Raw genomic sequence first — 21,932 nt, forward strand, 5'->3', positions numbered from 1 at the left:
GCGGACAGTCGTCGCCCTAGTGGGTGGCGTACGGGTAGCTGCCGTCAGTCCGTTCCACTTGTGGCCGATCTCTTCTCCACCAGGGCGTCCACCGCGATCGCGCCATCGGCGCTCACAAGTACCGGGTTGAGCTCGATGCTCGCGACCGTCGCGCGGTGTGCCCAGATCGAGCGGGACACGGCGCCGATGGTTTCCCGGAGCGCGGCGCCGTCGAAGGAGCGCCCGCGCGGATGCCGGAGGACTGCGGCGATTCCTGCCTGCTCCAGCATGTTCTCGACGGCTTCCGGCCCGGCGGGGGCGATGCCGATCGCAGGTGTGCCGAGTACCTCGGTGAACAGGCCGCCCTGGCTGACCACGACCATGGGGCCGAACGCGTCGTCCACTCGCGCGCCCACGATGACCGGGAAGCCGTCGGCCATCTCCTGGACGAGGATGCCGTCGATCGTGGTTCCGGGGGCGTTCCGCCGCACTGCGGCCATGATCTCAGCGAACGCCTCCGGCGCGTGATCCTCCGACACACCCACGCGTACGCCGTCGATGTCCGACTTGTGCGGCAGCGTACGGGCGATGACCTTGAGCACGACATGACCACCCAGGCGTGCAGCGGCGTCTCGTGCGGCCGCCGGCGTCGTGACCACTTCCTGTCGAGGGAACCGCACCCCCGGCAGCATCCGCTGCGACTCCACTTCGGACAGAAAGGTCGGTCGCGGCCCTGAAGTTGACGGAGCCATCACCACACGAGCCGGTTCGATCGCTGGTAACGAACGTCCGGCGCGTCGTGTGGCAGCGAGAGAGTTCACCGCTGCCGCAGGTTCGGTGACGACGGGGACGGTGTGGCTACCGCTCGCGGCCGGGTCGTGGTCGAACAACCCGACCAGCCAGATGGGCTTGGCGGTGTCCCGGCTGAGCCGTGCGGCCGTGTCGCGCAGGATCTTCCCGACATGCGGCGACAGGCCGACATGTCCGACGAAGCACACGATGCTCCCGATCTCCTGGTGCTGCAGGAGTTCTTCCACCGCGGCGCCGAAGAGCTCGGGATGGCTGCTGATACTGCCGGTGATATCGACGGGATTTGTCGTCGCCGCATAGGGCACAAGATGCTTGAGCCGACGCTGAGCAGCGTCCGGAAGAGCCGGAACACACAGGCCCAGCTCGGTACAGCGGTCGACCATCATGACACCGGCAGCGCCCGAGATCGTGACCAGCCCGACGCCGTCTGTCGTGGGCGTCTTGGCTGTGGCCAGGCCGATCGCGGTGTCGAGCAGTTCGTCGATCCGCTCGACCAGCACGACCCCCATCGCCTCAAGGGCGGCGGCCGTCACCTGCCGGTCGCCCGCCAGGGCGGCGGTGTGCGAGCGAAGTGCGTGTTCGGCCGCTTCGGTCCGTCCGCTGAGGATCCCGACCAGCCGCTTGCCCGCGGCCCGGGCTTTGGCCGTCGCCTGGATCAGTGCTTCCGGATCCCTGATCTGCTCCAGATACAGGGCGATGACCGTGGTCCGCGGGTCGTCGGCGATCGCGGCGACGAAGTCTGCGATCTGTAGGTCGGCCTCGTTGCCGGTCGTGATCCACTGGCTTAGCCCGATTCCGCGACGGCGGGCGAGTGTGAACGTGTACGCGCCGACTGCTCCGCTTTGGCTGACGATCGCGATCGATCCCGGTATCAGCGTGGTGTCGGCCGCCAGGTGTGAACCGAAGGTGGCGGTCATGCGGGAGTGCACGTTCATCACTCCGGCGCAGTTCGGTCCGCAGACCCGGATCCCCGTCCGGTCCACGATGTCGCGCAGCCGGTGTTGGAGCTCAACGCCGACGGGACCGACCTCGGCGAAGCCGCTGGACAGGACAACGGCCGCCGGGACGCCGGCGTTGGCGCAGTTCTCGACTTCGGTCACCGCGCGTTCCGCGGGAAGTGCGATGACCGCGAGGTCGACCGGTTCGTCGATTTCGGACAGTGAAGAGACCACCGTCGCACCGTCGATGGCCGGTCGGCGCGGGTTGACGCCGAAGAGTCGGCCGGGGTAGCCGACCTCGCGGAGGAACCGTAAGGGCATTCCGCCGACCTTCGCCGGATCGGCGGAGGCACCCAGCACCGCGATACTTCGGGGATCGAGGAGCGCGTCCAGTCCGTCCCGGGTGGATGGCGTCCTGACAGTCATCGTGCGACCTCCGTTAGTGTGCCTTGTGTTCGGCGTCCGGCGGCGAGAATGAGCAGCCCGCCTGCGAATGCCAGAGCGGCCCAGATTCCGAATATGCCGCGCGCGGATACAGTGCCCACGAGCCCTACAACGAGCATGGGCGCGACCACGCCGCTGAGGTGGCCGAATCCGTCGGCGACGGCCATTCCGCTCGCTCGTGCCTGAGTGGGGAAGATCTCGGCGGTGTAGCCGAACGCGAGAGACCCGCCCGACGTTACGGCGATGGTGATCAGCGACCCGACGATGAGCCCGGTGGCGCCGGAACTTGTTGCGATGACCAGCAGCCCGCTTCCGCCCATCACCAGCATCGCGGTGATCAGGTACTTTCGTTCCACACGGTCGACCAGGAACAGGGGCAGGGCGGTGGAGGCAAGCGCACCCAACTCGCCCAGCGCCACGTACAGGACACTCGCTGTGGGCGCATGTCCCATGTCCACGAAGAGCAGGCTGCTGAAGCCGAGGAAGCCGTACACCCACAGGTACCAGATCAGCCAGTACGCCAGGACCACGACGAGACGCCCCAGATACGGTCGGCGCAACAGCTGACGTACCGGCATAGCGTCCGAGGCGGGTTCGGACGGAGCGGGCTCCGGTACGGGAAGCAGATGGTCGCGCCCAAGGCTGTGTTCCCACCTCGACACGATCACGTCGGCCTCGGCGCCTCGGCCGCGTAGCACCAGCCATCGAGGCGATTCCGGCAGCCGGAGTACGGCCATCACCGGCAGGAGCAAGAGGATCATGGCGCCGACCGCGAAAAGTGCGCGCCACCCGTAACCAGGAGACAGTGCGACCAAGCCCGCTCCCACCAGGCCGGTCACCGCATGCGAGACGCCGGCGAACACGATCGCGTATTGGGTGTATCGCCCGCGTTTGGCGCCCGGCGCGAGTTCGGCGATGTAGGTTACGACGATCGCTAGGAGAGCGCCGGTGCCGATCCCGGTGAGGGCGCGGAAGATGGTGAATGACGCGACGTCCCACGACAAACCGGTCAGTAACGAGGCAGGGCCCTGGATCAGGATCGCTATGATCAACGCCCGCCGTCGGCCTATCCGGTCCGCCAGCACGCCGAGGTAGGCGCCGAGAACGTAACCGGCGAGATTCAGGCTCGCAGGCACCGCCGTTTGGCCCTGTGACATGTGAAGTGCGGGTTTCGCTGTCGGCAGCGCAAGTCCGTTGCACCCACCGCGGAAGCCGGTCGATGCGCGCGTTGAGCAGCCTGCTCGACTTCACGGTCGCGCCAGACAACATGGGCACCTCACTGCAGTGATATCGAATCGACTTTATGGTCGGGAAACCTGTATTTCCGGAACGGCGTCGATTGATTTGGCATGGGCCGGAATCTTCTTTCGCGGTTCTATTGAATGAACAACATGGCAGACCCCCTCGACTGCGGGCGTTGTCGGCGAGCGTCCTGTTTCCGGTGCGTCTCGACATCAGATGTTCGCGCCGGTCGGATCGCGCCGTCTCCGGTGACCACGGTATGGCGGCGATCATCTACTGTCCAACACCAAAATCGACTACAATTATATTTTCGGCGCTACATAATGATCGTGGCGGGCGAGGAGGCTGGTATGGAACTCCGGCACATCCAGGCGTTCATCGCGGTGGCCGAGGAGCTGAGCTTTCGCCGCGCAGCCGAGCGGTTGAAGATGGCCCAGGCCCCGCTGTCGCAGCAGATCAAGCGTCTGGAGCGCGAGGTCGGCACCCAGCTGCTGCACCGCACGACCCGGCAGGTGAACCTCACGGCCGCTGGCTCGGCGTTCCTCCACGAAGCGCGACGCGCTGTCGATGCGGTCAAGGAAGCACCACATGCGGCGCGGTTGGCGGCCGCGGGGGAGACCGGCGTGCTCCGGCTCGGCGTGAGCGGGCCGACCTTTTACGAGGTTCTCGTCCTCATGGCGAGCAGGTTTCGTGCGCAGTGCCCGCATATCAGGTTGGAGATCTCCGGCCCCGCATTCGGCGGTGAACTGATCGGGCAGCTCGACCGTGACGAGATCGACGCCTGCCTCGTCCGGCTGCCGGTGCCTGGCACGGGCATCGTCGTCCGGAAGATCACCGAGCATGGCATGGCCGCGGCCCTGCCGGAGGATCACCGCCTCGCACGCAGGCGCCAGGTCCGCATTCGTGATCTTCTCGCGGAGCCGATCGTCGGCTACCCGAGCAATCGCGGTGCCGGCACGGTCACCCGGATTCACAGTGCTTTCCTTGAGCACGGTTCCAGCCCGAACATCGTGCAAGAGGCCCCTGACACACACACGATCATCCTGATGGTCGCGATCGGCACCGGGATCGGTCTTGTGCCGGTGTCCGCGTCCCACCTGAAGGTGCCCGGCGTCGTGCTGGTGCCGATCGTCGACATGCCGCCGCTGCCGCTGGCGCTCGCGTGGCGCGGCGACGACCGCAACCCGGTCCTCCTGACGTTGATCGGGATGCTCGACGAGGTCTGCGCGGATTTCGTGACGTAGCGCTCGGTGGCGGCAGGGACATTATGTAGTGATTGCTGAATAGTCTTATCGGATTTTGGTGTTGGACGTCACGTAGGCGGCGACCTAGCCTGGGTGGACCAGAGCACAAGTCAATGTCGATGGGACTTGGTGGCAGCCGCTCTGGAAGGCCCGCGGAGACGTCCTCTCACTTGGTCCCACGCGGCCGGACGTTCGCATCAACGCCCTGCGGCCCGGTGAGTTCGCACGTCATGTTCACATCCGACGAACGAGGAACGTCGCGACATGACGGTAGAAGAGCCGGAAGCCGAACGCGTTCCGGTCAACGTTGCCTCGAAGACAGCTGGCAAGCGACCGAAGAGGCCTGAGGATGCAAGCCGGTATCCGACGCCCCAGGTCCCACGCAGAGTATGAAGGATCAGATCGTGTCAGACGGCTCCGCGTCAGCGACGACGCACAGCACCCTGCCCCACCGTGGACTTGTCGTGTATCCGAGCGAGCCCGCCTCGCAGGTCCTGGAACTTACCCGGACGGCGGAGGAACTCGGGTACTCCCACGTATGGATCGGTGACTCGCAGAACAACTGGCGGGAGGCCGCGGCGCTCCTGGGAGCGGCGGCGGTCAGCACGTCGACCGTCGTGCTCGGGACAGGAGTGACCAATGTGGTCACTCGGCACCAGTCGGTCTTCGCGTCGATGTGGGCGACGGTCTCGGAGTTGTCGTCTGGTCGGGCGGCGGTCGGCGTCGGTACCGGGTTCACCGCGCTGGGCAGCATCGGCCACAAACCGGTGCCGTTGAAGACATTGGAGACCAGGATCAGGGAGTTCCGGGACCTGACCGGGGGCCGTTCGGTCACCGACGATGTCACCGCGACCGAATACCGCCTCGACTACCTCGTCGGCAGCCCCCGGCGGATACCGGTCTACGTCGCGGCATCAGGACCGAAGGCTCTGCGTACAGCGGGCCGCGTCGGGGACGGGGTCATCCTCCTCATTGGTACGGCCCCGGAGGTCATTACCGAGGCACTCAGCTACGTCCGCGAAGGAGCCGAAGAGTCTGGGCGGAGCCTCGCGGACATCGACGTGGTCCTCTGGACCGAGATCGCCATGGGTGACGATCCGGTACGGGCGCGGGACCACGTTCGCGGGCCGGTCGCCCGGATGGTGATGCGCTGGCTCCCGTTGACGCTGCCTGAACGGATCGTCCCGGGAATCGAGCATGTCCGCACCTTCGCCGCCGAATACGAAGGCAACTACTACGGCCATAAACTCGCCAAAGCCGAGCACGCCAGGGAAGTCACCGACGAGGTCGTCGACGCCTTCAGCCTTGCGGGGACGCCGGCGGAAATCGAGCGGCGGCTCTCCGAGTTCGCGGCCGTAGGCGTGGACCAGGTGGCAGTTGTACCCGCCTACGGGACCAATTGGGCCGACCGAATCGAGACCGTGCGGGCCTTCGCTTCGGTCGGACAGGACCCTCGCTGAGGATCTCGCCAGCAGAGTATCCACAACGGATTCCGACGAGCCGAACCTTTCTTTTCCGGCCGCGAGTGGTCCGCACGCGGATTCCGTGCGGCGCGGATGTCCACATTAACTAGAAATAGTAAGGGAGAAGCTTTCATAGGGAGGTTTGACGGGAAGATCGCCGTGGTTACAGGCGGCGTTTAGGGAAACGGAGCTGCCACCGTGCAACGGTTCGCGCAGGAAGACGCCGCCGTGGCCTTCCTCGACTTCGACGCTTCGAGCCGAACGGGACACTCGCACGCCTACGACTGCGATGTCACCGACTTCGCGGCCGTCGAGACGGAGATTGACCGTATTGCCGCCGATTTGGCTCGCGTGGACATCTTCGTGAACAACACCGGTGAGGACGCCTCGTATGTCTCCGGGCAAACCCTGTACATCAACGGCGGCACACGATGATCTTTGACAGCCTCGACGAGTTAGCCAGGGCCGCCGGCACGGAACTCGGCGTCAGCGATTGGCTGGTCGTTGATCAACAGCGCATCGACCGATTCGCCGACGCCACCGACGATCACCAGTGGATCCATGTCGACCCCGAACGCGCCGCTACCGCGCAGTTCGGCAGGACCGTCGCGCACGGCTTCCTCACCCTCGCGTTGATCGCGCCGATGACCCAGCAGGTGATGGGGGTCGACGGTGTGTCCATGGTCATCAACTATGGGCTCGACAGGGTCCGCTTCATCACCCCGGTCACGGTCGGCAGCCGCGTTCGCGCTCGAGTGGAACTGACGACGGCCCAAGCAGTGCCCGGGGGACTTCAGGTCACCCGCACCGTCACCGTCGAGGTCGAGGGAGCGCCCAAGCCCGCGTGCGTCGCCGAGAGCCTGCTCCGCTACGTGCGCTGACGTCCGTTTCTCCCACGCCGCGAGGAGCCCTGTGAGTACCGTGCCACACCCCGCCGACCTGACTATTCCCGCCCTGCTGAGCCGCAACGCGCGCGAGTTGCCTACAGCCGAAGCCCTGACCAGCGGAATCGAATCGCGTTGTCGCACCCTCACCTGGGCTCAGTTGCGCGCGGAGGTGGTCGCGTTCGCCGGTGGCCTGCGAGCGTCGGGACTGCGCCGCGGCGACCGCATGCTCATCGTGATGGCGAAACGGCAGGAACACTGGGTCGCGGACCTGGCCGCCGCGCACCTCGGAGTGATCTCGTGCTCCACCTACGAGTCACTGTCCGACGCCGACATCCGCCACATCGCCGCCCACAGTCAGGCCAGCGCGGTCGTCCTCGAGAACGCCACGCAGGCCGCACGGTGGATGCCGGTACTCCGCGAGTTGCCCCGGCCGCCGCTCGTCGTCCTGGTCGATGGTGACACCAAACCGGGAGAACAGGTCGTCCGGTTCCACGAACTTCAGACGCTCGGACACGGCCGTGCCCCGGAGCGGAGCGCCGCACTGGCCAAGAGCATCCGGCCGGAAGACCCCCTGTGCATGATCTACACCTCGGGGACGACGAGCACCCCGAAAGCAGTGGTCCTGAGTCACCGCAACGTTCTGAGCGCGGCCGCCGCACTCGACGCGAGCGTTCCCGGAATCCGTCGACCGCGGTCGATCTCCTACCTCCCACTCGCGCATATCGCCGAGCGCATCCTGGGCATCTACCTGCCTCTGTTCGCCGCCGGTCACGTGACGATCTGCGACGATCCGGCGCAGCTGGAAGATGTTCTCCGCGCCGTCCAGCCCGACTTCCTCGGCGGTGTGCCGCGAACCTGGGAAAAGCTTGCGCTGCGGCTGCGCACGCTCCGGGAACGGCTCCAGGCAGACCAGCGTGCGGCCGCGGAGCAGGCGCACCGCGCGGTGCTCGACGGGCACCGCAGTCGCGCGAGTGGGGTCCACGGCCCTACTGTTCCGAGCGGGCCCGCCGTCCTGCGCGACTTGCGTGCGGCGATCGGTCTGGAGAAGGCACGGCGCCTCACGGTGGGGGCCGCGCCGATGTCCACCGCGGTACTGGACGAACTCGCCGGATTCGGACTGTCCCTGCTCGAACTCTACGGCCTCAGTGAGACCGCGGGCGTTGTCACGCTGAGCCGTCCGGACCGGTTCGCCATAGGCGCCGTCGGCACGGCTATCGACGCCACGGAGATCCGGATCGCAGCCGACGGGGAGATCCTCGTCCGGGGACCGTCGGTGTTCCTTGGCTATCTCGGTGCCGACGGCTGTATCGAACCGGCCATCGATTCGCAAGGCTGGTTCGCCACCGGCGACGTCGGGCACGTCGATGACCGAGGCTTTCTGTACATCACCGGCAGAAAGAAGGACCTGATCATCACCTCCGGCGGGAAGAACATCGCACCCGCCAAAATCGAAGAGCTGCTCCTGGACCACCCGCTGCTCGGGCACGCGATGGTTGTCGGGGACCGCCGCAAATACCTGACCGCGCTGCTGACCCTGGACGAGCACTCGGCGACCTGGGCGGCCGCGCACGGCATCGACGTCGCCGACCTGGACGCACTGGCCGGACATCCGAAAGTCTGGTCCGAACTCGACCGTCTCGTCGCCGACACCAACGCCAAACTCAGCAAGGTTGAGCAAATCAAGGCCTACCACGTACTCGGCCGTCCCTGGAGCGTCGCGACCGGAGAGCTGACTCCGACGCTGAAGATGCGCCGATCGCGGATCGTCGACCGATACGCCGCGCAGATCGACGGCATGTACCCCTGACCACGAGCCGAACTCAGGCAGTCCGGCACGGACATGAATGTCGACGCCGCGGGTGAACCGTGGCCGGAGAGAGGAACCAAGCACGATGGCAAAGCGGCGCGCCGCGATCGTCGGAGTGGCGGAAACCGACGTGGGCAAGACCCCGCACCTGAGCGTGATGTCCCAACAGGCCACCGCCGCCTCCGCGGCGCTCGCCGAGGCGGGCTTGTCCTTCGACGACGTCGACGCGCTGTTCACCGCCGGCCGATGGTCCTGGAGCCCGGTCGCGACTCTGGCCGAGTACCTCGGTCTTCGTCCTGACTACCTGGACGGGTCGAACATCGGCGGCTCGTCCTTCGAAGCCCACGTCGGCCACGCCGCCGCGGCGATCGAAGCTGGACTGATCGACGTCGCCCTGATCACCTACGGGAGCACCCAGCGGACCGACCCGGTCAACAACGGCACGGGCGCGATCACCGATGTGATGGCCGACCAGTTCGAAGCACCGTTCGGCGTGCCGCTGCCGATCGCCGCCTATGGTCTCGCCGCCAACCGGTATTTCCACCAGTACGGGGTGACCAGCGAGCAGATGGCCGAGGTCGCCGTGAGCGCCAGGAAATGGGCGGTGCTCAACCCCAAGGCTCCCAACCGTGAGCTGATCGGCGCGGCGGACGTCCTGGCCTCCCCGATGATCTGCGAGCCGCTGCACAAGCTGGACTGCTGCCTGTTCACCGACGGCGGCGGGGCAGTCGTGGTCGCCGCCGGGAACCGCTGGCCCGGCCTCGCCACCCAACCCATCGAAATTCTCGGCCACGGCGACGCCGTGACCCACTGTTCGATCGCCAACATGCCTGACTTGACCGTGACGGCTGCGGCCCAGTCGGGCCCTTCGGCCTTGCGGCTGGCAGGCGTCGGCCACGACGATATCGACCTGCTGGAGATCTACGATTCTTTCACCATCACCGTGCTGCTGACACTCGAGTCACTCGGCTTCTGCAAGCCCGGCGAGGCGGCTGACCTCGTCGCCGACGGACGCACCGCGCCAGGTGGAGGATTGCCGATGAACACCGACGGCGGCGGGTTGTCCTACACGCACCCCGGGATGTACGGGATCTTTCTGCTGATCGAGGCGACACGGCAACTTCGCCGTGAGTACGCCGCCATCGAACCGCGCCGGCAAGTCGCCGACGCCGAACTCGCTCTGGTGCACGGCACCGGCGGAATGCTCTCCGCTACCTCGACCGTCGTCCTCGGAAGGGTGTGATCGGCCGTGGAACTCACGATCACTCCGGAGACACGACTCTTCTGGGACGGCATCGCCGCCGGGGAACTGCGCATGCAGCGGTGCGAGAACTGTATGCGCGCGGTCTTCTACCCGCGGTCTCACTGCCCGCACTGTCATAGCGACGATCTGCGCTGGCATGTCGTCTCAGGCCAGGGAACTGTTCACGCCTACACGGTCGCGCACCGCGCTCCGGGGGAGTTCGCCGAGCAGACGCCGTTCACGCTCGCCCTGATCGACCTCGACGATGGTCCCCGCATGCTCACCCGGATTGTCGGTGACGGACGGGTGACCATCGGGGCCAGGGTGACCCTCGAGATCGCCAGGCTGAGTCCGGATTCTCCGGAACTTCCCTGCTTCCGCGTAACTCCGAGCGCCGTCCACGACCGGAAGAAGTGACGTTCTGTGGGACACTACAAAACCAACCTGCGTGATGTGGAGTTCAACCTCTTCGAGGTGAACGGGCTCCCGGACCTGCTTGGGCAAGCACCGTTCGAGGACCTCGACGTCGCCACAGCGTGCAGCCTTCTGTCCGAAGTGGACAGACTTGCCACTGGTGTATTCGCCGACTCCTTCGTCGACAGCGACCGCACCTCGCCGGTCTTCGACCCGGGGACGGGATCGGTGACCATGCCCGAGGGCGTCAAGAAGTCCTTCCAGGCCTGGATGGACTCGGACTTCCACCGCGTCTTCCTGGAACCGGAGTTCGGCGGCCAGTCCGTCCCGGCCAGCCTCGCCTGGGCGGTCGGGGAGCTGGCGATGGCGGCGAACCCCAGTGCCTACTTGATGGTCACCGGTCCGACCTTTGCCCAGATCCTCTGGAAGATCGGTACACCCGAGCAACGGCGCTTCGCGGAACTGGCTCTCGCACGACAGTGGATGGCGACCATGGTCCTCACCGAGCCCGACGCCGGGTCCGACGTCGGAGCAGGCCGGACCAAGGCTGTCGAACAGCCCGACGGCACCTGGCACATCGAGGGCGTCAAGCGGTTCATTACTGGAGCCGAGCACGATTTGTCGGAAAACATCTTCCACCTGGTCCTGGCCCGTCCGGAGGGCGCGGCACTCGGCAGCAAGGGGCTTTCGTTGTTCCTCGTGCCGAAGTATTTCGTGGACCTCGACACCGTGGAACTCGGTGCACGCAACGGCGTCTACGTGACCAACGTCGAAAAGAAGATGGGCATCAAATCCTCCGCCACCTGCGAACTCGCCTTCGGTCAGAAGCATCCCGCCGTCGGCTACCTCGTCGGCAACGTCCATGACGGCATCCGGCAGATGTTCCTGGTGATCGAGGGTGCCCGGATGACCGTTGGAATCAAGGCCGCAGGGACACTGTCCACTGGCTACCTGAACGCGCTCGACTACGCCCAAGACCGCCTCCAGGGCCCTGATCTGACGCACATGGGCGACGCGACCGCCCCGAGGGTCCCTATCATCAAACACCCGGATGTCCGACGCAGCCTAATGATCCAGAAGGCCTACGCCGAGGGACTTCGCGCGCTCTATCTCCTCGCCGCGTCCTACCGCGACCGTGTTCAGGTCGCACAGCAGTCCTCAGAGAATGACCACCTGTCCGCCGGTCTGAACGAACTCCTGTTGCCCATTGTGAAAGGCCTCAGCTCCGAACGGGCCTACTCCGTGCTGAGTACCGAGTCCCTCCAGACTCTCGGCGGCTCGGGCTTTCTGCAGGACTATCCCCTCGAACAGTACGTGCGCGACTCCAAGATCGACACACTGTACGAGGGGACCACTGCCATCCAGGGCATGGACCTGTTCTTCCGCAAGATTGTTCGCGACGGTGGGAAGGCTTGGTCGCACCTGGCCGGGCGCATCAGGCAGTTCGCCGAAACCGGTGACGACCTCGAGGCGGAACGGCGTCTGCTGCTCGAGACTTTGAACGACGTGCAGACCATCATCGACATGATGACGAACTGGGTTGACGAGGCCGTCGAAGACCATGAGACGATCTACAAGGCGGGACTGAACACGTCGCGGCTTCTCTACGCGGTGGGAGATCTTGTCGTGGCCTGGCTGCTCTGCCGCCAGGCGGACGTCGCACTCACAAAGCTCGCGCGGAACGACCTCACGGAAGTCGACCGCGACTTCTACCACGGCAAGGTCGCGGTGGCGCGCTTCTTCGCGAGTTCGGTGCTTCCCCATGTCAAGGCGGAGGTGACCGTCGCCAACACGACGAGCCTAGACCTGATGCACCTCAGTGATTCCTGCTTCTAGCGCACGCATGACCTTCGGGCCGTACGGCTCGAAGGAGAGGTGATGAGCCGCATGGCTCTGAAGATCGGATATAAGCGTCGGCCGAGGCCACGAGTGATGACCGGTGGAATCAGCTGGGCCAAGCGCGTGAGCGTGCCGAGCGTGCGGGTTCCAGGGCACGGTGGCCGACAGGACGAGCGTGGGCAGCCACGCCTTCACTACGCGAAGGGTGGCTCAGCGTCTCGGTCATGTTCGCCGGAAATGCGTTGGAAACGCTCTGGTCCTCAACATCGGTATCGCGGTCTACTCCGAGTTCGGTAAGCCACTGAACTGGGGGCCGGTTTGTATCTGGGAGACAACGAGACAGCCTTGATCAAGCACCGTGGGGTCGCGACGTTCGCTGTAGAGCACCTGTCGTTCGTGCGGGGGCCGCGATGATCCAACGCCTGGTGGCGTTGCTAAGCCGCAAGAAGAACTGCGACGCCCGCTGGGCTCGATCGCTGGAGGCCCTCGGTGTGGATGACCCCTATGAGAAGGTCGCGGTGGCGCGGCATCAGACGGCAGCGGTGCGGTATCTGACGGTGGTCATCGGCGGCGACGAGCACGACCAGCGAGCAACACGTCCGTTGTGCACGTTGACGCAGCCGTGCCAACGCCGCGACAAGTGCCTGTCCTCGGATAGAAGGATCGTAGCCGCGCTATGTTGAATTGGGTTCCCGAAAATGTTGATCTGACAATTCCCAGCGCCGCCCGTGTCTATGACAGATTTCTCGGGGGGTGCCACAACTTCGAAGTCGACAGAGACTTTGCGAAGCGGGCCAAAGAAGTGTTCCCCGGAGTCGACCTGGCGTGCCAAGCCAACCGCTCGTTCCTGCGACGTGTCGTCGACTACGGGCGCGACGCCGGCGTTCGGCAGTTTCTCGACATCGGGTCAGGGATCCCCACGGTGGGAAATGTGCACGAGATCGCTCAGCGCGTCGATCCCACGACACGGGTGCTGTATGTCGACAACGAGCCCGTCGCAGTTGCGCACAGCGAACTCCTGCTCGAAAAGAACCCGTACGCGGCGATCCTGCGGACCGACATGTGCGGACCCAGCAGACCTCGTCGCGCGCTACAGGGAAGCCCTGCCCGCGGGAAGCTTCTTGGTCATCACGCACGCCACCGCCGACGCACGTCCTGAGGACATGCATCGGCTCGAAAGCCTCTATGGAACGAGCAGTAACCCCGCCGTCGCACGGAGCCGTGCATGGATCACCAGTTTGTTCGGCGAGCTGCCCATAGTGGAACCGGGAGCGGTCTACGTACCGGACTGGAGACCCGACCATGCAACCTTGACAAGCCCGGAGAACTTTATCTTCTTCGGAGGTGTTGCCCACAAGTACAGGCGTAACTCGCCCTGCCCATTCCGCGGCCATCGACCTGGCGGTGACGGTGAGGCTGCTCGGCGGGGTCGCCAGCGTGCGGCAACTCGAAAGCCTCGACGATAAAAACAAGATTGGGAAGCCATGAGTCACGGGCGAACCGCCCTCGCTTTCGCTTTCGCAGGCTTCCATCGAGAGGGCCTCAATAGCCCGAAGCACCAAGATCACGGTCAACATCAACGCCGAGACCGAGCAAGCACGGCGCATGGTGGCCGATCGCGAAGGGTCAGCATCACCGAAGCACTGCGCCGCCTGGTCGGGTACGGCGACCTGGTGTACCGCGCGACCAAGGTCGACGGCAGCGAGGTGCTCATCCGTCGGGGCAAGGAACTCGAACGGATCCACCTCGTCTGAAACACACCCCTTCGGCGCCCGCCCGGAAACGAAGGGTGCCGAAGCCTGAAGCCGCACGCGGCCGTGACGCAGAGCGAAAAAGCCCGTCACGGCCGTTTGCTAATCCGACGCGTCGCCGGCGGCCGGTCCGGCAGCGCCGGGTTGATGGACACTGAACTGATCAGCGGCCAACAGCATTTGGCATGGGAGAGTGCCCACTGCGGTCGGAACGGAGCAGGTGACCACGCCCAACCACTGCCCGCGGTCGGACCGCAGCCATCCGAGCTGCCGCCCCTGCGTCTGCTGGAGCGCCCCGGCCCGCGGTCGGACCGCAGCCATCCGAGCTGCCGCCCCTGCGTCTGCTGGAGCGCGAGCCCCTGGGCGCGAACGATCAGCGGGATCTCATTGGCTCGGCGGATGCTCGACTCCTGCCGTGACAGTAAGGCGTCCAGGTCGACCCAAACCGGGCGCGGATTGCGAAAGAGCCGCGCGACCATCGGGTGCACATCCGGACCGGTATCGAACACGTGTTCAGTATGCGATGTCGACAGTCATGATCACCAGTCGTACCGCTGGCGGCGGCCCGCGCCGCGGCGCAGGCTCACGGAATGCCAGCACAACCGCAGATGCCGGCGTGGGTGGCACGCGGGCCGATGCTGCCCACTGCGGGGCCTCCACCTGAGGGGCCGGGCTGGGCTGTGGAGATCAAATGGGACGGGATGCGCGCACTGGTGGTCGCTGGGCCGGGGGGTGTCCAGGTGAGCAGCCGCTCGGGCCGGGAGGTGTCGAGCTCGTTTCCCGAGATACGAGCCCTCGCGCATGTCATCGGCTCGCGGAGCGTTGTCTTGGACGGCGAGATTGTCGCCATCGGCGCGGGCGGTCAACCCAACTTCGTGCGTTTACAGAATCGGATTCAGAGAACTCGCCTGACCACGGCGCTGCTGCGGGATGTGGTCACCCTCAACGCCAAGCGGCCCACCCGGGCCCGGCTGCGCCCCTGCTCCTGACCGCAATGCCGCTGAGCTGCGCACAATGCGAGGACGACACCCAGGAGCTCTATCGCCGTGGGCTGTGTGAGCGCTGCTACTTGGCGGTGCGGCTGCGCGCTCTGCTCGATGACGGCACCGGCACCGTCCGGGAGGACCTGCGGGCGTTCGTCGACGGGCTCGTGGCGATGCCGGACCCGATCTCCGGACAGAAGTGGTCCACGCGCCCGCACGTCCAGCGGATGCTGCGGACGCTGGCGACGTACCCGGGTCCGATCAGCCACGAGGTGATCACCGAGCTGGAACGGTCAGCCACTGGCGATCCGTGGCGTTCCTGCGTGACCTGCTGATGCAGCACGGCTGCCTACCGCCGGTCGATCGCCACCTGCTGGCCTTCGACCGGTGGCTGCGCACCAAGCTCGACGACATCGAGCAGGCCGAGTTCCCCGCCTGGCACGTGCGACGACGACTGCAGACGACTGCACGACTCGCCGAACAGCAGCCGGTCACGGCGAAACAGGTGGAAGGCGCCCAGAACCACGTTTCCGGGGCGGTCACATTCCTGTCCTGGCTCGACGAGCACGGCCTGGAGCTCGGCGCCGTTGGGCAGGCCGAGATCGACGCCTGGTTCGCCGAAGGCCCGTTCTACACCCGTAGGCTCGCCACCGCGTTCCTGAAGTGGGCGATGAGCGCTCGCCTGCTCACCCCGGCGACGATCCCGCACCGCCGTGAACTGAACCCGCAGCCGCTGACCCAGCAGCAGCGGCTCGACGTGCTGCGCCGCCTGGCCCTCGACGACACCATCCACCCGACAGCCCGGGTGTCCACCCTGCTCATGGTGCTCTACGCCCAGCCGCTCCTACGGGTGCTGCGCCTGACCGTCGACGACGTCGTGCGCACCGACGACGAAGTTCACCTCCGGCTCGGCGATCCGCCGGTACCGGTGCCCGCACCGTTCGATGCGATCCTGGCCGATTACCTCGACCACCGGCGCAACCTCACGACCAGCAACACCGGCGCGGCCGGGTCGTTCCCGAGCATCAACCCCGGCCAGCTGATGACCGCCGCCGCAAACACCTTCGCCGACACGGACTTCCCGCCCTCAGTGGGCGTTCCGCCGCACTCCAACAGCTCCTGCTCGACGCGCCACCCGCGGTGGTCGCGAAGATGCTCGGCTTCGATGACACCCATCTCACTCAGGTCGCCCAGCAGATCGGCGTCAGCTGGAGCCGCTACGCGGCCATTCGCACGCGGAATTGAAGCGGCCCCTGGAGCACTGTCCGCTCCGGGGGCGACTCTGGCACAAAGTTGGTGACGGTGCCGATGATCGCATCATGTGTTCAGTAGCAGGCGACGCCGTGGGTGGGAGAAGTCTTGCCCTCCAACGTGATCCTCAACTGCTCGCATCCGGCTCGGCAACCGGGTATGGCGGATCATCGAGCAGGTCGTGGACTCCTGCGGGAGGGCGAGGGCGTAGGCCGTGGCACTGATGTAGTTGAGCTTGGTGAAGTTGGCGTGGAGGATCTGGTGGTTCCTGGTGAACTCCCGCAGCCGGACGTGCGGCACGACGTTCCCGGCGGCGACGAACCGGTCGAGAACACCCCACTGGCGGAAGATCTCCAGAGCCCGGGCCAGGATCAGGGTGGCCCGGGAATGCGGGTCCAGCCGCCGCTTCTTCTCGATGACCGTGCTTCGCACACCGGCGCGCGCCAACCCCAGCGCGAGCGAGAGCCCGACGGGCCCGCGCCGGAGATGGGCATCGGCCCGTATCGCGCCCGCCGCGGTGGTGATCGGCGCGGCGCAGGCCACGGAGAGCACGTAGCCCACCTCGCGGGTTTCAAGTTCGTCGGAGGGTCGGGCAACCCGACCCTCCGACTCGATTTCTGGGATATTCTGCTGAATGTGAACCCAGTAATTGTTGCTCAGCGCAAGAATTGAGCAAGTTTATCGGGCCCCAGTACGATGGTTGGATCGTGGCGTGTACGGGTGGGCCAGAGTTGTAGGAGATGGTGTTCGACAGCAGAGGCTATGGGGGACGATGCTTCCGCTGCGCTCTTACGGTCCCGTACTGACAACCGCAGTCTGACCCACCCTGGGGCCACATCGACGACTCTTCAGTCTCAGTTGATGTGACACGGTTTGTGTCTCGCAGCAAGTGACACACCCGGGTCGGGTGGTGTTGCGTGATCTGCCGCCTGATTGGCGTTGTGGTGTTCGGCCATGACGCGGAAACGGGCGATCATGCAGCTGATGGACGCGATGTTTGTTGCTGGGGCCGAGGTCGCGAATGTGGCGGAGTGGTGCCGGATCAACGGTGTCGATAGGCGCACGTTCTATCGACACCGGGCCCGGGCCCGGGTGGAGGGCCGGTGGCAGCCTCGGTCCCGGCGGCCGAGAACGACTCCGCATGCCACCCCCGAGCCGGTCGTGGCCGAGATCGTGCGGTTGCGTCACGCGCTGGCCCCGGACAACGGAGCCGATTTCATCCGCGACGAACTCGCCGAGATCGCGGCCGTGGCGGGCTGGGCCGAACGGGGCTGGCGGGTTCCCGCTCGGGCCACCATCAACCGGGTCCTGGACCGCCACGGCCTGCTGGAGCCCAGCCCGCGCAAACGCCCCCGCTCGTCCTGGCGGCGTTTTGTCTATGCCCGGCCTCGTGATTGCTACCAGATCGACGCCACCGAGACCGCTCTTGCCGACGGCACCAGGGTCGTGGTTTTCGACGTACTCGACGACTGCACCCGCATGCTCGTGGCGTGCCAGGCGGCTGCCTCGGAAACAACCGCTGCCGCCATCGACGCTGTTACCGCCGCCTTCACCGAGTTCGGGGCACCGGGAATCGTGTTGTCCGACAACGGATCCGCCTTCACCGGCCGCAACCGGCACGACAACGCCGGCCCGACCCGTTTCGCACGCACCGTCACCACCGCGGGCACCCGGCTGATCCACTCCAGTCCCTACCACCCGCAAACCTGCGGCAAGGTCGAACGCCACCACCAGACCCTCAAAAAGTGGCTGAACCGCCGGCCCGCACCGGCCTCGTTGCCTGAACTCCAGGCACTGCTGGACCTCTACCGTGACCACTACAACACCCGCCGCCGGCACAGCGCGATCGGCCGCGTCACGCCACGCCATGCCTGGGATCACGCCCCGGTACACGCAGGCCCCGGCAACCTCCCGGTCCAGACCGACGCCACCGTCCACGAACTCAAGGTCAGCACGCAGGGCATCGTCAATCTTGGCAAGCAAATCCGGCTACGAATCGGTCCCGAGTACGTCGGCCAACCGATCACCGTGATCCGCGACGGCGACCGGGCCACCGCCTACACCAGCGACGGCAACCCGATCGGCCACCTCCATATCGACCACACCAAGACCTACCAGGGCACACTCACCCCAGCCGCCTAAAATGTGTGACACAACTACCGAGACAAACCTGCGGCAGATCTACCGAGACATGACAGGCCACATCGACGACCTTGGGTGGATCGCTGCTGTAAATATCCTGGATTGTCAGACGACCTTCGGCGCAGTCAAGGGACCACTCCGCGGACATATCCCAGCCTTGGTCGATTTCTTCCGGGGTTGTGTCATGCTTGCGGACGCGGAGTTCTATTGGGCCGAACTGGGTTCCGCACAAGACCGCAACCCAGTTGTCCTCGCCAACGAACAGTCCATCATGGCTAATTGGCCATGCGTCATTCATTCCAGGAAGAGAACGAATATGGTACTGTCCGTCCATGGACCGGACGGACAGTGCCACATCGCCGTGCTTGTCAGGCACTCGTGCTATCCTTTCTTTAAGCGCTCACCACGCGGTTGAACCGTCTTCAAGGATAGCTTGGACATAGAAGTCGTCAAGGTTGTGGATCCGATAGTAGTCATAGTAGGCGCTGGTGAGGCCGCCCTGGCTGTTGTTAGCGTTAATCGGTACTATACGAATAGATCGATCGTCGGACGATGCTCCGTTGCCCCCTTGAATGGTGGAAGCCAATGGGTATTCGTCACACGATTCTCCTTCTTTTGTATCGACCCCTGCGCATGCAATATTACGGTTGTTGTCGATGGCCGCAGCGTCGGTAATCCTATTCAACGGGTGGCCACCTATTGCGCCACTTCCCCAGTGACTTGGAAGCGTTCGAATAGAATCGAACACGTGCTCAGCTACTTCCTTAACGGTAGGATTGTCTCGGACATCATATGATACATAGGCAAATCCATATTGATCGACGCATCCCGCGCCGAACCTGTTGCTCAGGTTGTCACATCGACCGAAAAGCGTGTTCTCGGCATGGTCGATTAGAAGGACGGGGTTTCCCGGAGCGTTAACCTGGATGGCTGCACCCAGGTGTCCGTAGAGATCGCGAACGGTGTTGAAAGGCATTTCAGCGACGTACTGCGTATACCACTTTGAAATGGCGGGGCCAACTGCAAGATTCAGCGACTCGCTCTCGGCGTTTGAGTCCGCAAGTTGCGAGGTAGTGCATATCTTGGAGTTGTTGTAGCAGCCTGTCCACGCGATCCCGCTCGCTGTTTCAAGGGTTCCCCATGCTCGTGTGACTTGAATATCGGTGTCTAGATCCCAGCTTGGCGTCGTCTCGTTTCCTTCGGGGAATTCTACCGAGGATCGGATGGCCACGTCCATTTCGCCGCGAAGGTTGACTTGCCCATTAGACGTTTCGGTGTTGGTGATGGTCCACAGGTTTGCTGAACACGAAGAGCGTTATTCACGTGAGTTACCAGCCGAGTCGATAGAATTCGAGCGCCGTGACGATGCGGATGATGTTGGAGAGTTCAGCGAGCCGCCCTCGGTACCCGGTGGCAAGTATCTTCCAATTCTTTAAATGTGCGAGGCATCGCTCGACGGCAGATCGTAGCGATGAGATCGTTTTGTTGTTTTTCTTATCTGCCGCCGAGAGTTCGCCGCCTTTCGGCTTCTTGCGAGGCGTAATCGCGCGAGTTCCCTGATAGGCAGGGTCTCCGATGAATGAGGTCTCGACTAGAAGATCTTCCCAGCCGGACTCGGTGAACGCCTTTCGGTCGTGCATGGATCCGCATAGAGGCGTCGATATTCCCAGCAGACCTCCCTCCGTATCGGCGGCGACCTGGATGTTCAGCCCAGCACGGCGACGTTTGCCGGAGTAGTTGTCCTCGTGACCAGCACGGTTACCGGTCGGCACATCGGTGCCATCGACCAGGACGAGCCGGCCACGAATGGCCTCCTCGAGGTCTGGCACATGCAGACACAACGCCTCTCCGATCAGCGGCAGTATGCCTCGATAGACCCGCGATACGGTCGGCTGACTGACGCCGAACAGATCACCCACGGCCGCCTGGTTTAAATTCTGTCGGACATACACCAGGGTGAGCGTGACCGCGCGATACAGCCCCACCGTCGGAGGCCACACTTGTTCTTTACGGCACTGGACGATCTGCCAGATCCGGGCAACAAGCTCCTCAATCTGGTCAGCAACAAGCCCCGTAGTAGACTGGTAACGCAACGGCTCCACCTGTAAGTCGTGTTCTGTGAGAAGAAAACGATCTTACTCGATTGGGGCCGTTGCCCTATTTTTAGGTGATCAAGTCGCTAGAATAGCGCTCGAAGTAGACCGGTTTGGATTATAGAAACCTGGATTGCATGCAGGTGCGACCGCCTTCGTTCCCGCGTCGCCCTGTGCTTCGTTGTCGTCAATTGAAGTTAGCGATTCTCGAGAATCGGGACTCAGTTTCCTTGGCAACGCTCCGGCATGTTTGACTGCGAAAGTGCACTGGTACCCGTTCTGAGTTCCGGATGCGCGCGCCCGCTCCAGGCATTGCTGTTGCTGCTGCATGGCACCCAGGCTCGAACTGCTTAAATGCGCTGGCGAGGATTCTAAGGGAATGCTAGAGAAGGTATCTGCCGCAGCTGCCGGGGTGGTAATCCAAGAGAGAGTGAAAGTAGTGGCAAATAGTGCCAAATGTCTTTTCATTAAAGACAAGACTCCCTTTCCTGGCTCGACGTGTTGCCCCCATTGGGCAAAGTCGGCTCAGTGAAGAGTAATTTAAATCAACTTTGTCGAGTCATCTATCCGCCGGAAGGGCGAAAGGAAGATCACATGGGAATGTAGTAACAAAAACTATGTGAGCTCTGAACTTATTCAGAATGAGGTGCGTTTTCGTCGCTTCCTGAGCTGACTGCCACAGGGGTGTCATCAACCGGGCGATGTCGCCAAGCCGACGCTGCCCTTGCCGGAAACCTCATCCGCGCTGGTCATGCGACATGCCTGTATTCGTGGAGGATCCCGCCGAGGTGCTCGTGCCTTCGTATGTCGAGTCGGTTGGTCTGTTCGGGGTCGGTGATTGGTTGGGGAAGTGGGCATAGCGGGCGCGAGCCGAGGGGCCATTTGTGGTGCGCGCCGACGATCATCCACTGTGACGCGCTGGGGACGATCGCGCCGAGCTGCTGCGCTTCATGTGCCCGTTGGTCCGGGCTGAACGGGCTGAAATGGGCCGTGCCGACATGAAGGTTCAGGACGATCCGGATGTCGGGGAACGCGGCGCGGATCGCCAGCAGTGCGATGTGGGCGCTCGGATTCACATGCAGATCGCCTTGGTTGTCGATGATGTCGCGGACGGTGTTGGTGTCAAGTTCGAGACTGCTGTGGTCTGGCTCTGTCCGATCCGTCCGGAGGAGGACTGCCGTGCAGGCAGAGGATCGGGCAGGGCGATTGAGGCGCGGGAGCCTGCGCGCCACTTGCACCATGATCGCAACGCGACGATCACACTTCAGTAACCGGAGATAACGTTGTGTGGTACGCGCCGACATGTCTGTCAAATGACCATCGAGGCTGATAGCCGATCTATCCTCGATGTTCGCCTTCGGCCGGCGGCTACCGAGGTGCGGATACGTCAAGCTGCCGCGTC

Annotated in this window: 20 protein-coding genes and 2 pseudogenes; 15 read left to right on the forward strand and 7 right to left on the reverse strand. The window is 64.4% G+C overall.

Going from position 1 to position 21,932, the window contains the following annotated elements; genetic code table 11:
* Positions 1-44 precede the first annotated feature (44 nt).
* Together SSPN_RS0137800 and SSPN_RS0137805 are read right to left on the reverse strand one after the other, a co-directional pair.
* Entirely contained in the window at positions 45-2,153 is a 2,109-nt protein-coding gene (locus SSPN_RS0137800; protein WP_010315254.1) for an acetate--CoA ligase family protein, read from the reverse strand.
* Positions 2,150-3,376, reverse strand: a pseudogene (locus SSPN_RS0137805) (MFS transporter); the annotation flags it as partial. The pseudogene SSPN_RS0137805 and the gene SSPN_RS0137800, both read right to left, overlap by 4 nt.
* A gap of 285 nt (positions 3,377-3,661) precedes the next feature.
* On the opposite strand from SSPN_RS0137805, the gene SSPN_RS0137810 reads away from it, so the two are divergent.
* The 14 genes and pseudogenes from SSPN_RS0137810 to SSPN_RS47945 all read left to right on the forward strand — a co-directional run bounded on the left by SSPN_RS0137810 (position 3,662) and on the right by SSPN_RS47945 (position 16,344).
* Positions 3,662-4,657, forward strand: coding sequence for a LysR substrate-binding domain-containing protein (locus SSPN_RS0137810; protein WP_158309711.1), 996 nt, complete (start codon positions 3,662-3,664; stop codon positions 4,655-4,657).
* Positions 4,658-5,061: 404 nt separating this feature from the next.
* Complete coding sequence (locus SSPN_RS0137815) at positions 5,062-6,117, forward strand: LLM class flavin-dependent oxidoreductase (protein WP_237710947.1); 1,056 nt, start codon at positions 5,062-5,064, stop codon at positions 6,115-6,117.
* A 201-nt stretch (positions 6,118-6,318) separates the two neighbouring features.
* Positions 6,319-6,555: an SDR family oxidoreductase gene (locus SSPN_RS0137820; RefSeq protein ID WP_010315263.1), complete on the forward strand. Its 237-nt coding sequence runs from the start codon at positions 6,319-6,321 to the stop codon at positions 6,553-6,555.
* The gene (locus tag SSPN_RS0137825; protein WP_010315264.1) at positions 6,552-7,001 is read left to right on the forward strand and encodes a MaoC family dehydratase; all 450 of its coding nucleotides are present in this window, start codon (positions 6,552-6,554) and stop codon (positions 6,999-7,001) included. The genes SSPN_RS0137820 and SSPN_RS0137825 overlap by 4 nt, the downstream gene beginning before the upstream one ends.
* 31 nt (positions 7,002-7,032) lie before the next feature.
* The gene (locus SSPN_RS0137830) at positions 7,033-8,814 is read left to right on the forward strand and encodes an AMP-dependent synthetase/ligase (protein WP_010315266.1); all 1,782 of its coding nucleotides are present in this window, start codon (positions 7,033-7,035) and stop codon (positions 8,812-8,814) included.
* A gap of 85 nt (positions 8,815-8,899) precedes the next feature.
* The gene (locus tag SSPN_RS0137835; protein ID WP_010315268.1) at positions 8,900-10,057 is read left to right on the forward strand and encodes an acetyl-CoA acetyltransferase; all 1,158 of its coding nucleotides are present in this window, start codon (positions 8,900-8,902) and stop codon (positions 10,055-10,057) included.
* 6 nt (positions 10,058-10,063) lie between these two features.
* A complete protein-coding gene (locus SSPN_RS47935) occupies positions 10,064-10,474 on the forward strand; it encodes a Zn-ribbon domain-containing OB-fold protein (protein ID WP_010315270.1) in 411 nt (136 codons plus the stop codon).
* A 6-nt stretch (positions 10,475-10,480) separates the two neighbouring features.
* Positions 10,481-12,307 carry an acyl-CoA dehydrogenase gene (locus tag SSPN_RS0137845; protein WP_010315272.1) on the forward strand — a complete coding sequence of 609 codons (1,827 nt, stop codon included), beginning with the start codon at positions 10,481-10,483 and terminating at the stop codon, positions 12,305-12,307.
* Positions 12,308-12,720: 413 nt separating this feature from the next.
* A complete protein-coding gene (locus SSPN_RS0137850; RefSeq protein WP_029536124.1) occupies positions 12,721-12,993 on the forward strand; it encodes a hypothetical protein in 273 nt (90 codons plus the stop codon).
* Positions 12,987-13,776, forward strand: a pseudogene (locus SSPN_RS58930) (SAM-dependent methyltransferase). The gene SSPN_RS0137850 and the pseudogene SSPN_RS58930 overlap by 7 nt, the downstream one beginning before the upstream one ends.
* 18 nt (positions 13,777-13,794) lie before the next feature.
* On the forward strand, positions 13,795-14,064 hold the full coding sequence (locus tag SSPN_RS56070) for a hypothetical protein (protein ID WP_010315277.1): 270 nt from the start codon (positions 13,795-13,797) through the stop codon (positions 14,062-14,064).
* A 632-nt stretch (positions 14,065-14,696) separates the two neighbouring features.
* Positions 14,697-15,050, forward strand: coding sequence for an ATP-dependent DNA ligase (locus SSPN_RS0137865; RefSeq protein WP_272941801.1), 354 nt, complete (start codon positions 14,697-14,699; stop codon positions 15,048-15,050).
* Between the two features lie 5 nt (positions 15,051-15,055).
* Positions 15,056-15,379, forward strand: coding sequence for a hypothetical protein (locus tag SSPN_RS61140; RefSeq protein WP_237710948.1), 324 nt, complete (start codon positions 15,056-15,058; stop codon positions 15,377-15,379).
* On the forward strand, positions 15,355-16,344 hold the full coding sequence (locus SSPN_RS47945; protein ID WP_237710949.1) for a hypothetical protein: 990 nt from the start codon (positions 15,355-15,357) through the stop codon (positions 16,342-16,344). Before SSPN_RS61140 ends, SSPN_RS47945 begins: the two co-directional genes overlap by 25 nt.
* 17 nt (positions 16,345-16,361) lie before the next feature.
* Here SSPN_RS47945 and SSPN_RS0137875 read toward each other — a convergent pair whose 3' ends face one another.
* Entirely contained in the window at positions 16,362-16,847 is a 486-nt protein-coding gene (locus SSPN_RS0137875) for an FAD-dependent oxidoreductase (protein WP_158309712.1), read from the reverse strand.
* 402 nt (positions 16,848-17,249) lie between these two features.
* On the opposite strand from SSPN_RS0137875, the gene SSPN_RS0137880 reads away from it, so the two are divergent.
* Positions 17,250-18,437 (forward strand): IS481 family transposase, encoded by a 1,188-nt coding sequence (locus tag SSPN_RS0137880; RefSeq protein ID WP_010315284.1) that lies wholly within the window; start codon positions 17,250-17,252, stop codon positions 18,435-18,437.
* Here SSPN_RS0137880 and SSPN_RS56075 read toward each other — a convergent pair.
* The 4 genes from SSPN_RS56075 to SSPN_RS58935 form a co-directional block, all read right to left on the reverse strand.
* Positions 18,421-18,813: a hypothetical protein gene (locus SSPN_RS56075; protein WP_143539618.1), complete on the reverse strand. Its 393-nt coding sequence runs from the start codon at positions 18,811-18,813 to the stop codon at positions 18,421-18,423. The genes SSPN_RS0137880 and SSPN_RS56075 overlap by 17 nt on opposite strands.
* A 24-nt stretch (positions 18,814-18,837) precedes the next feature.
* Positions 18,838-19,674 (reverse strand): NucA/NucB deoxyribonuclease domain-containing protein, encoded by an 837-nt coding sequence (locus SSPN_RS53175; protein WP_083822344.1) that lies wholly within the window; start codon positions 19,672-19,674, stop codon positions 18,838-18,840.
* Positions 19,675-19,765: 91 nt separating this feature from the next.
* On the reverse strand, positions 19,766-20,530 hold the full coding sequence (locus tag SSPN_RS53180; RefSeq protein WP_083822354.1) for a transposase family protein: 765 nt from the start codon (positions 20,528-20,530) through the stop codon (positions 19,766-19,768).
* A gap of 749 nt (positions 20,531-21,279) precedes the next feature.
* On the reverse strand, positions 21,280-21,921 hold the full coding sequence (locus tag SSPN_RS58935) for a hypothetical protein (protein WP_202799006.1): 642 nt from the start codon (positions 21,919-21,921) through the stop codon (positions 21,280-21,282).
* Positions 21,922-21,932: the final 11 nt, after the last annotated feature.

Origin of the sequence: Saccharopolyspora spinosa NRRL 18395, from assembly GCF_000194155.1 — a bacterium.
Classification (GTDB): Bacteria; Actinomycetota; Actinomycetes; order Mycobacteriales; family Pseudonocardiaceae; genus Saccharopolyspora; species Saccharopolyspora spinosa.

What these genes read in the sequence shown, in the direction of transcription:
- SSPN_RS0137800 (WP_010315254.1), bottom strand. Translation starts at nt 2,153, where the DNA reads ATGACTGTCAGGACGCCATCCACCCGGGACGGACTGGACGCGCTCCTC.
- SSPN_RS0137825 (WP_010315264.1), top strand. Translation starts at nt 6,552, where the DNA reads ATGATCTTTGACAGCCTCGACGAGTTAGCCAGGGCCGCCGGCACGGAA.
- SSPN_RS0137835 (WP_010315268.1), top strand. Translation starts at nt 8,900, where the DNA reads ATGGCAAAGCGGCGCGCCGCGATCGTCGGAGTGGCGGAAACCGACGTG.
- SSPN_RS0137850 (WP_029536124.1), top strand. Translation starts at nt 12,721, where the DNA reads ATGATCCAACGCCTGGTGGCGTTGCTAAGCCGCAAGAAGAACTGCGAC.
- SSPN_RS56070 (WP_010315277.1), top strand. Translation starts at nt 13,795, where the DNA reads ATGAGTCACGGGCGAACCGCCCTCGCTTTCGCTTTCGCAGGCTTCCAT.
- SSPN_RS0137865 (WP_272941801.1), top strand. Translation starts at nt 14,697, where the DNA reads ATGCTGCCCACTGCGGGGCCTCCACCTGAGGGGCCGGGCTGGGCTGTG.
- SSPN_RS61140 (WP_237710948.1), top strand. Translation starts at nt 15,056, where the DNA reads ATGCCGCTGAGCTGCGCACAATGCGAGGACGACACCCAGGAGCTCTAT.
- SSPN_RS0137880 (WP_010315284.1), top strand. Translation starts at nt 17,250, where the DNA reads ATGACGCGGAAACGGGCGATCATGCAGCTGATGGACGCGATGTTTGTT.
- SSPN_RS53175 (WP_083822344.1), bottom strand. Translation starts at nt 19,674, where the DNA reads ATGGACGTGGCCATCCGATCCTCGGTAGAATTCCCCGAAGGAAACGAG.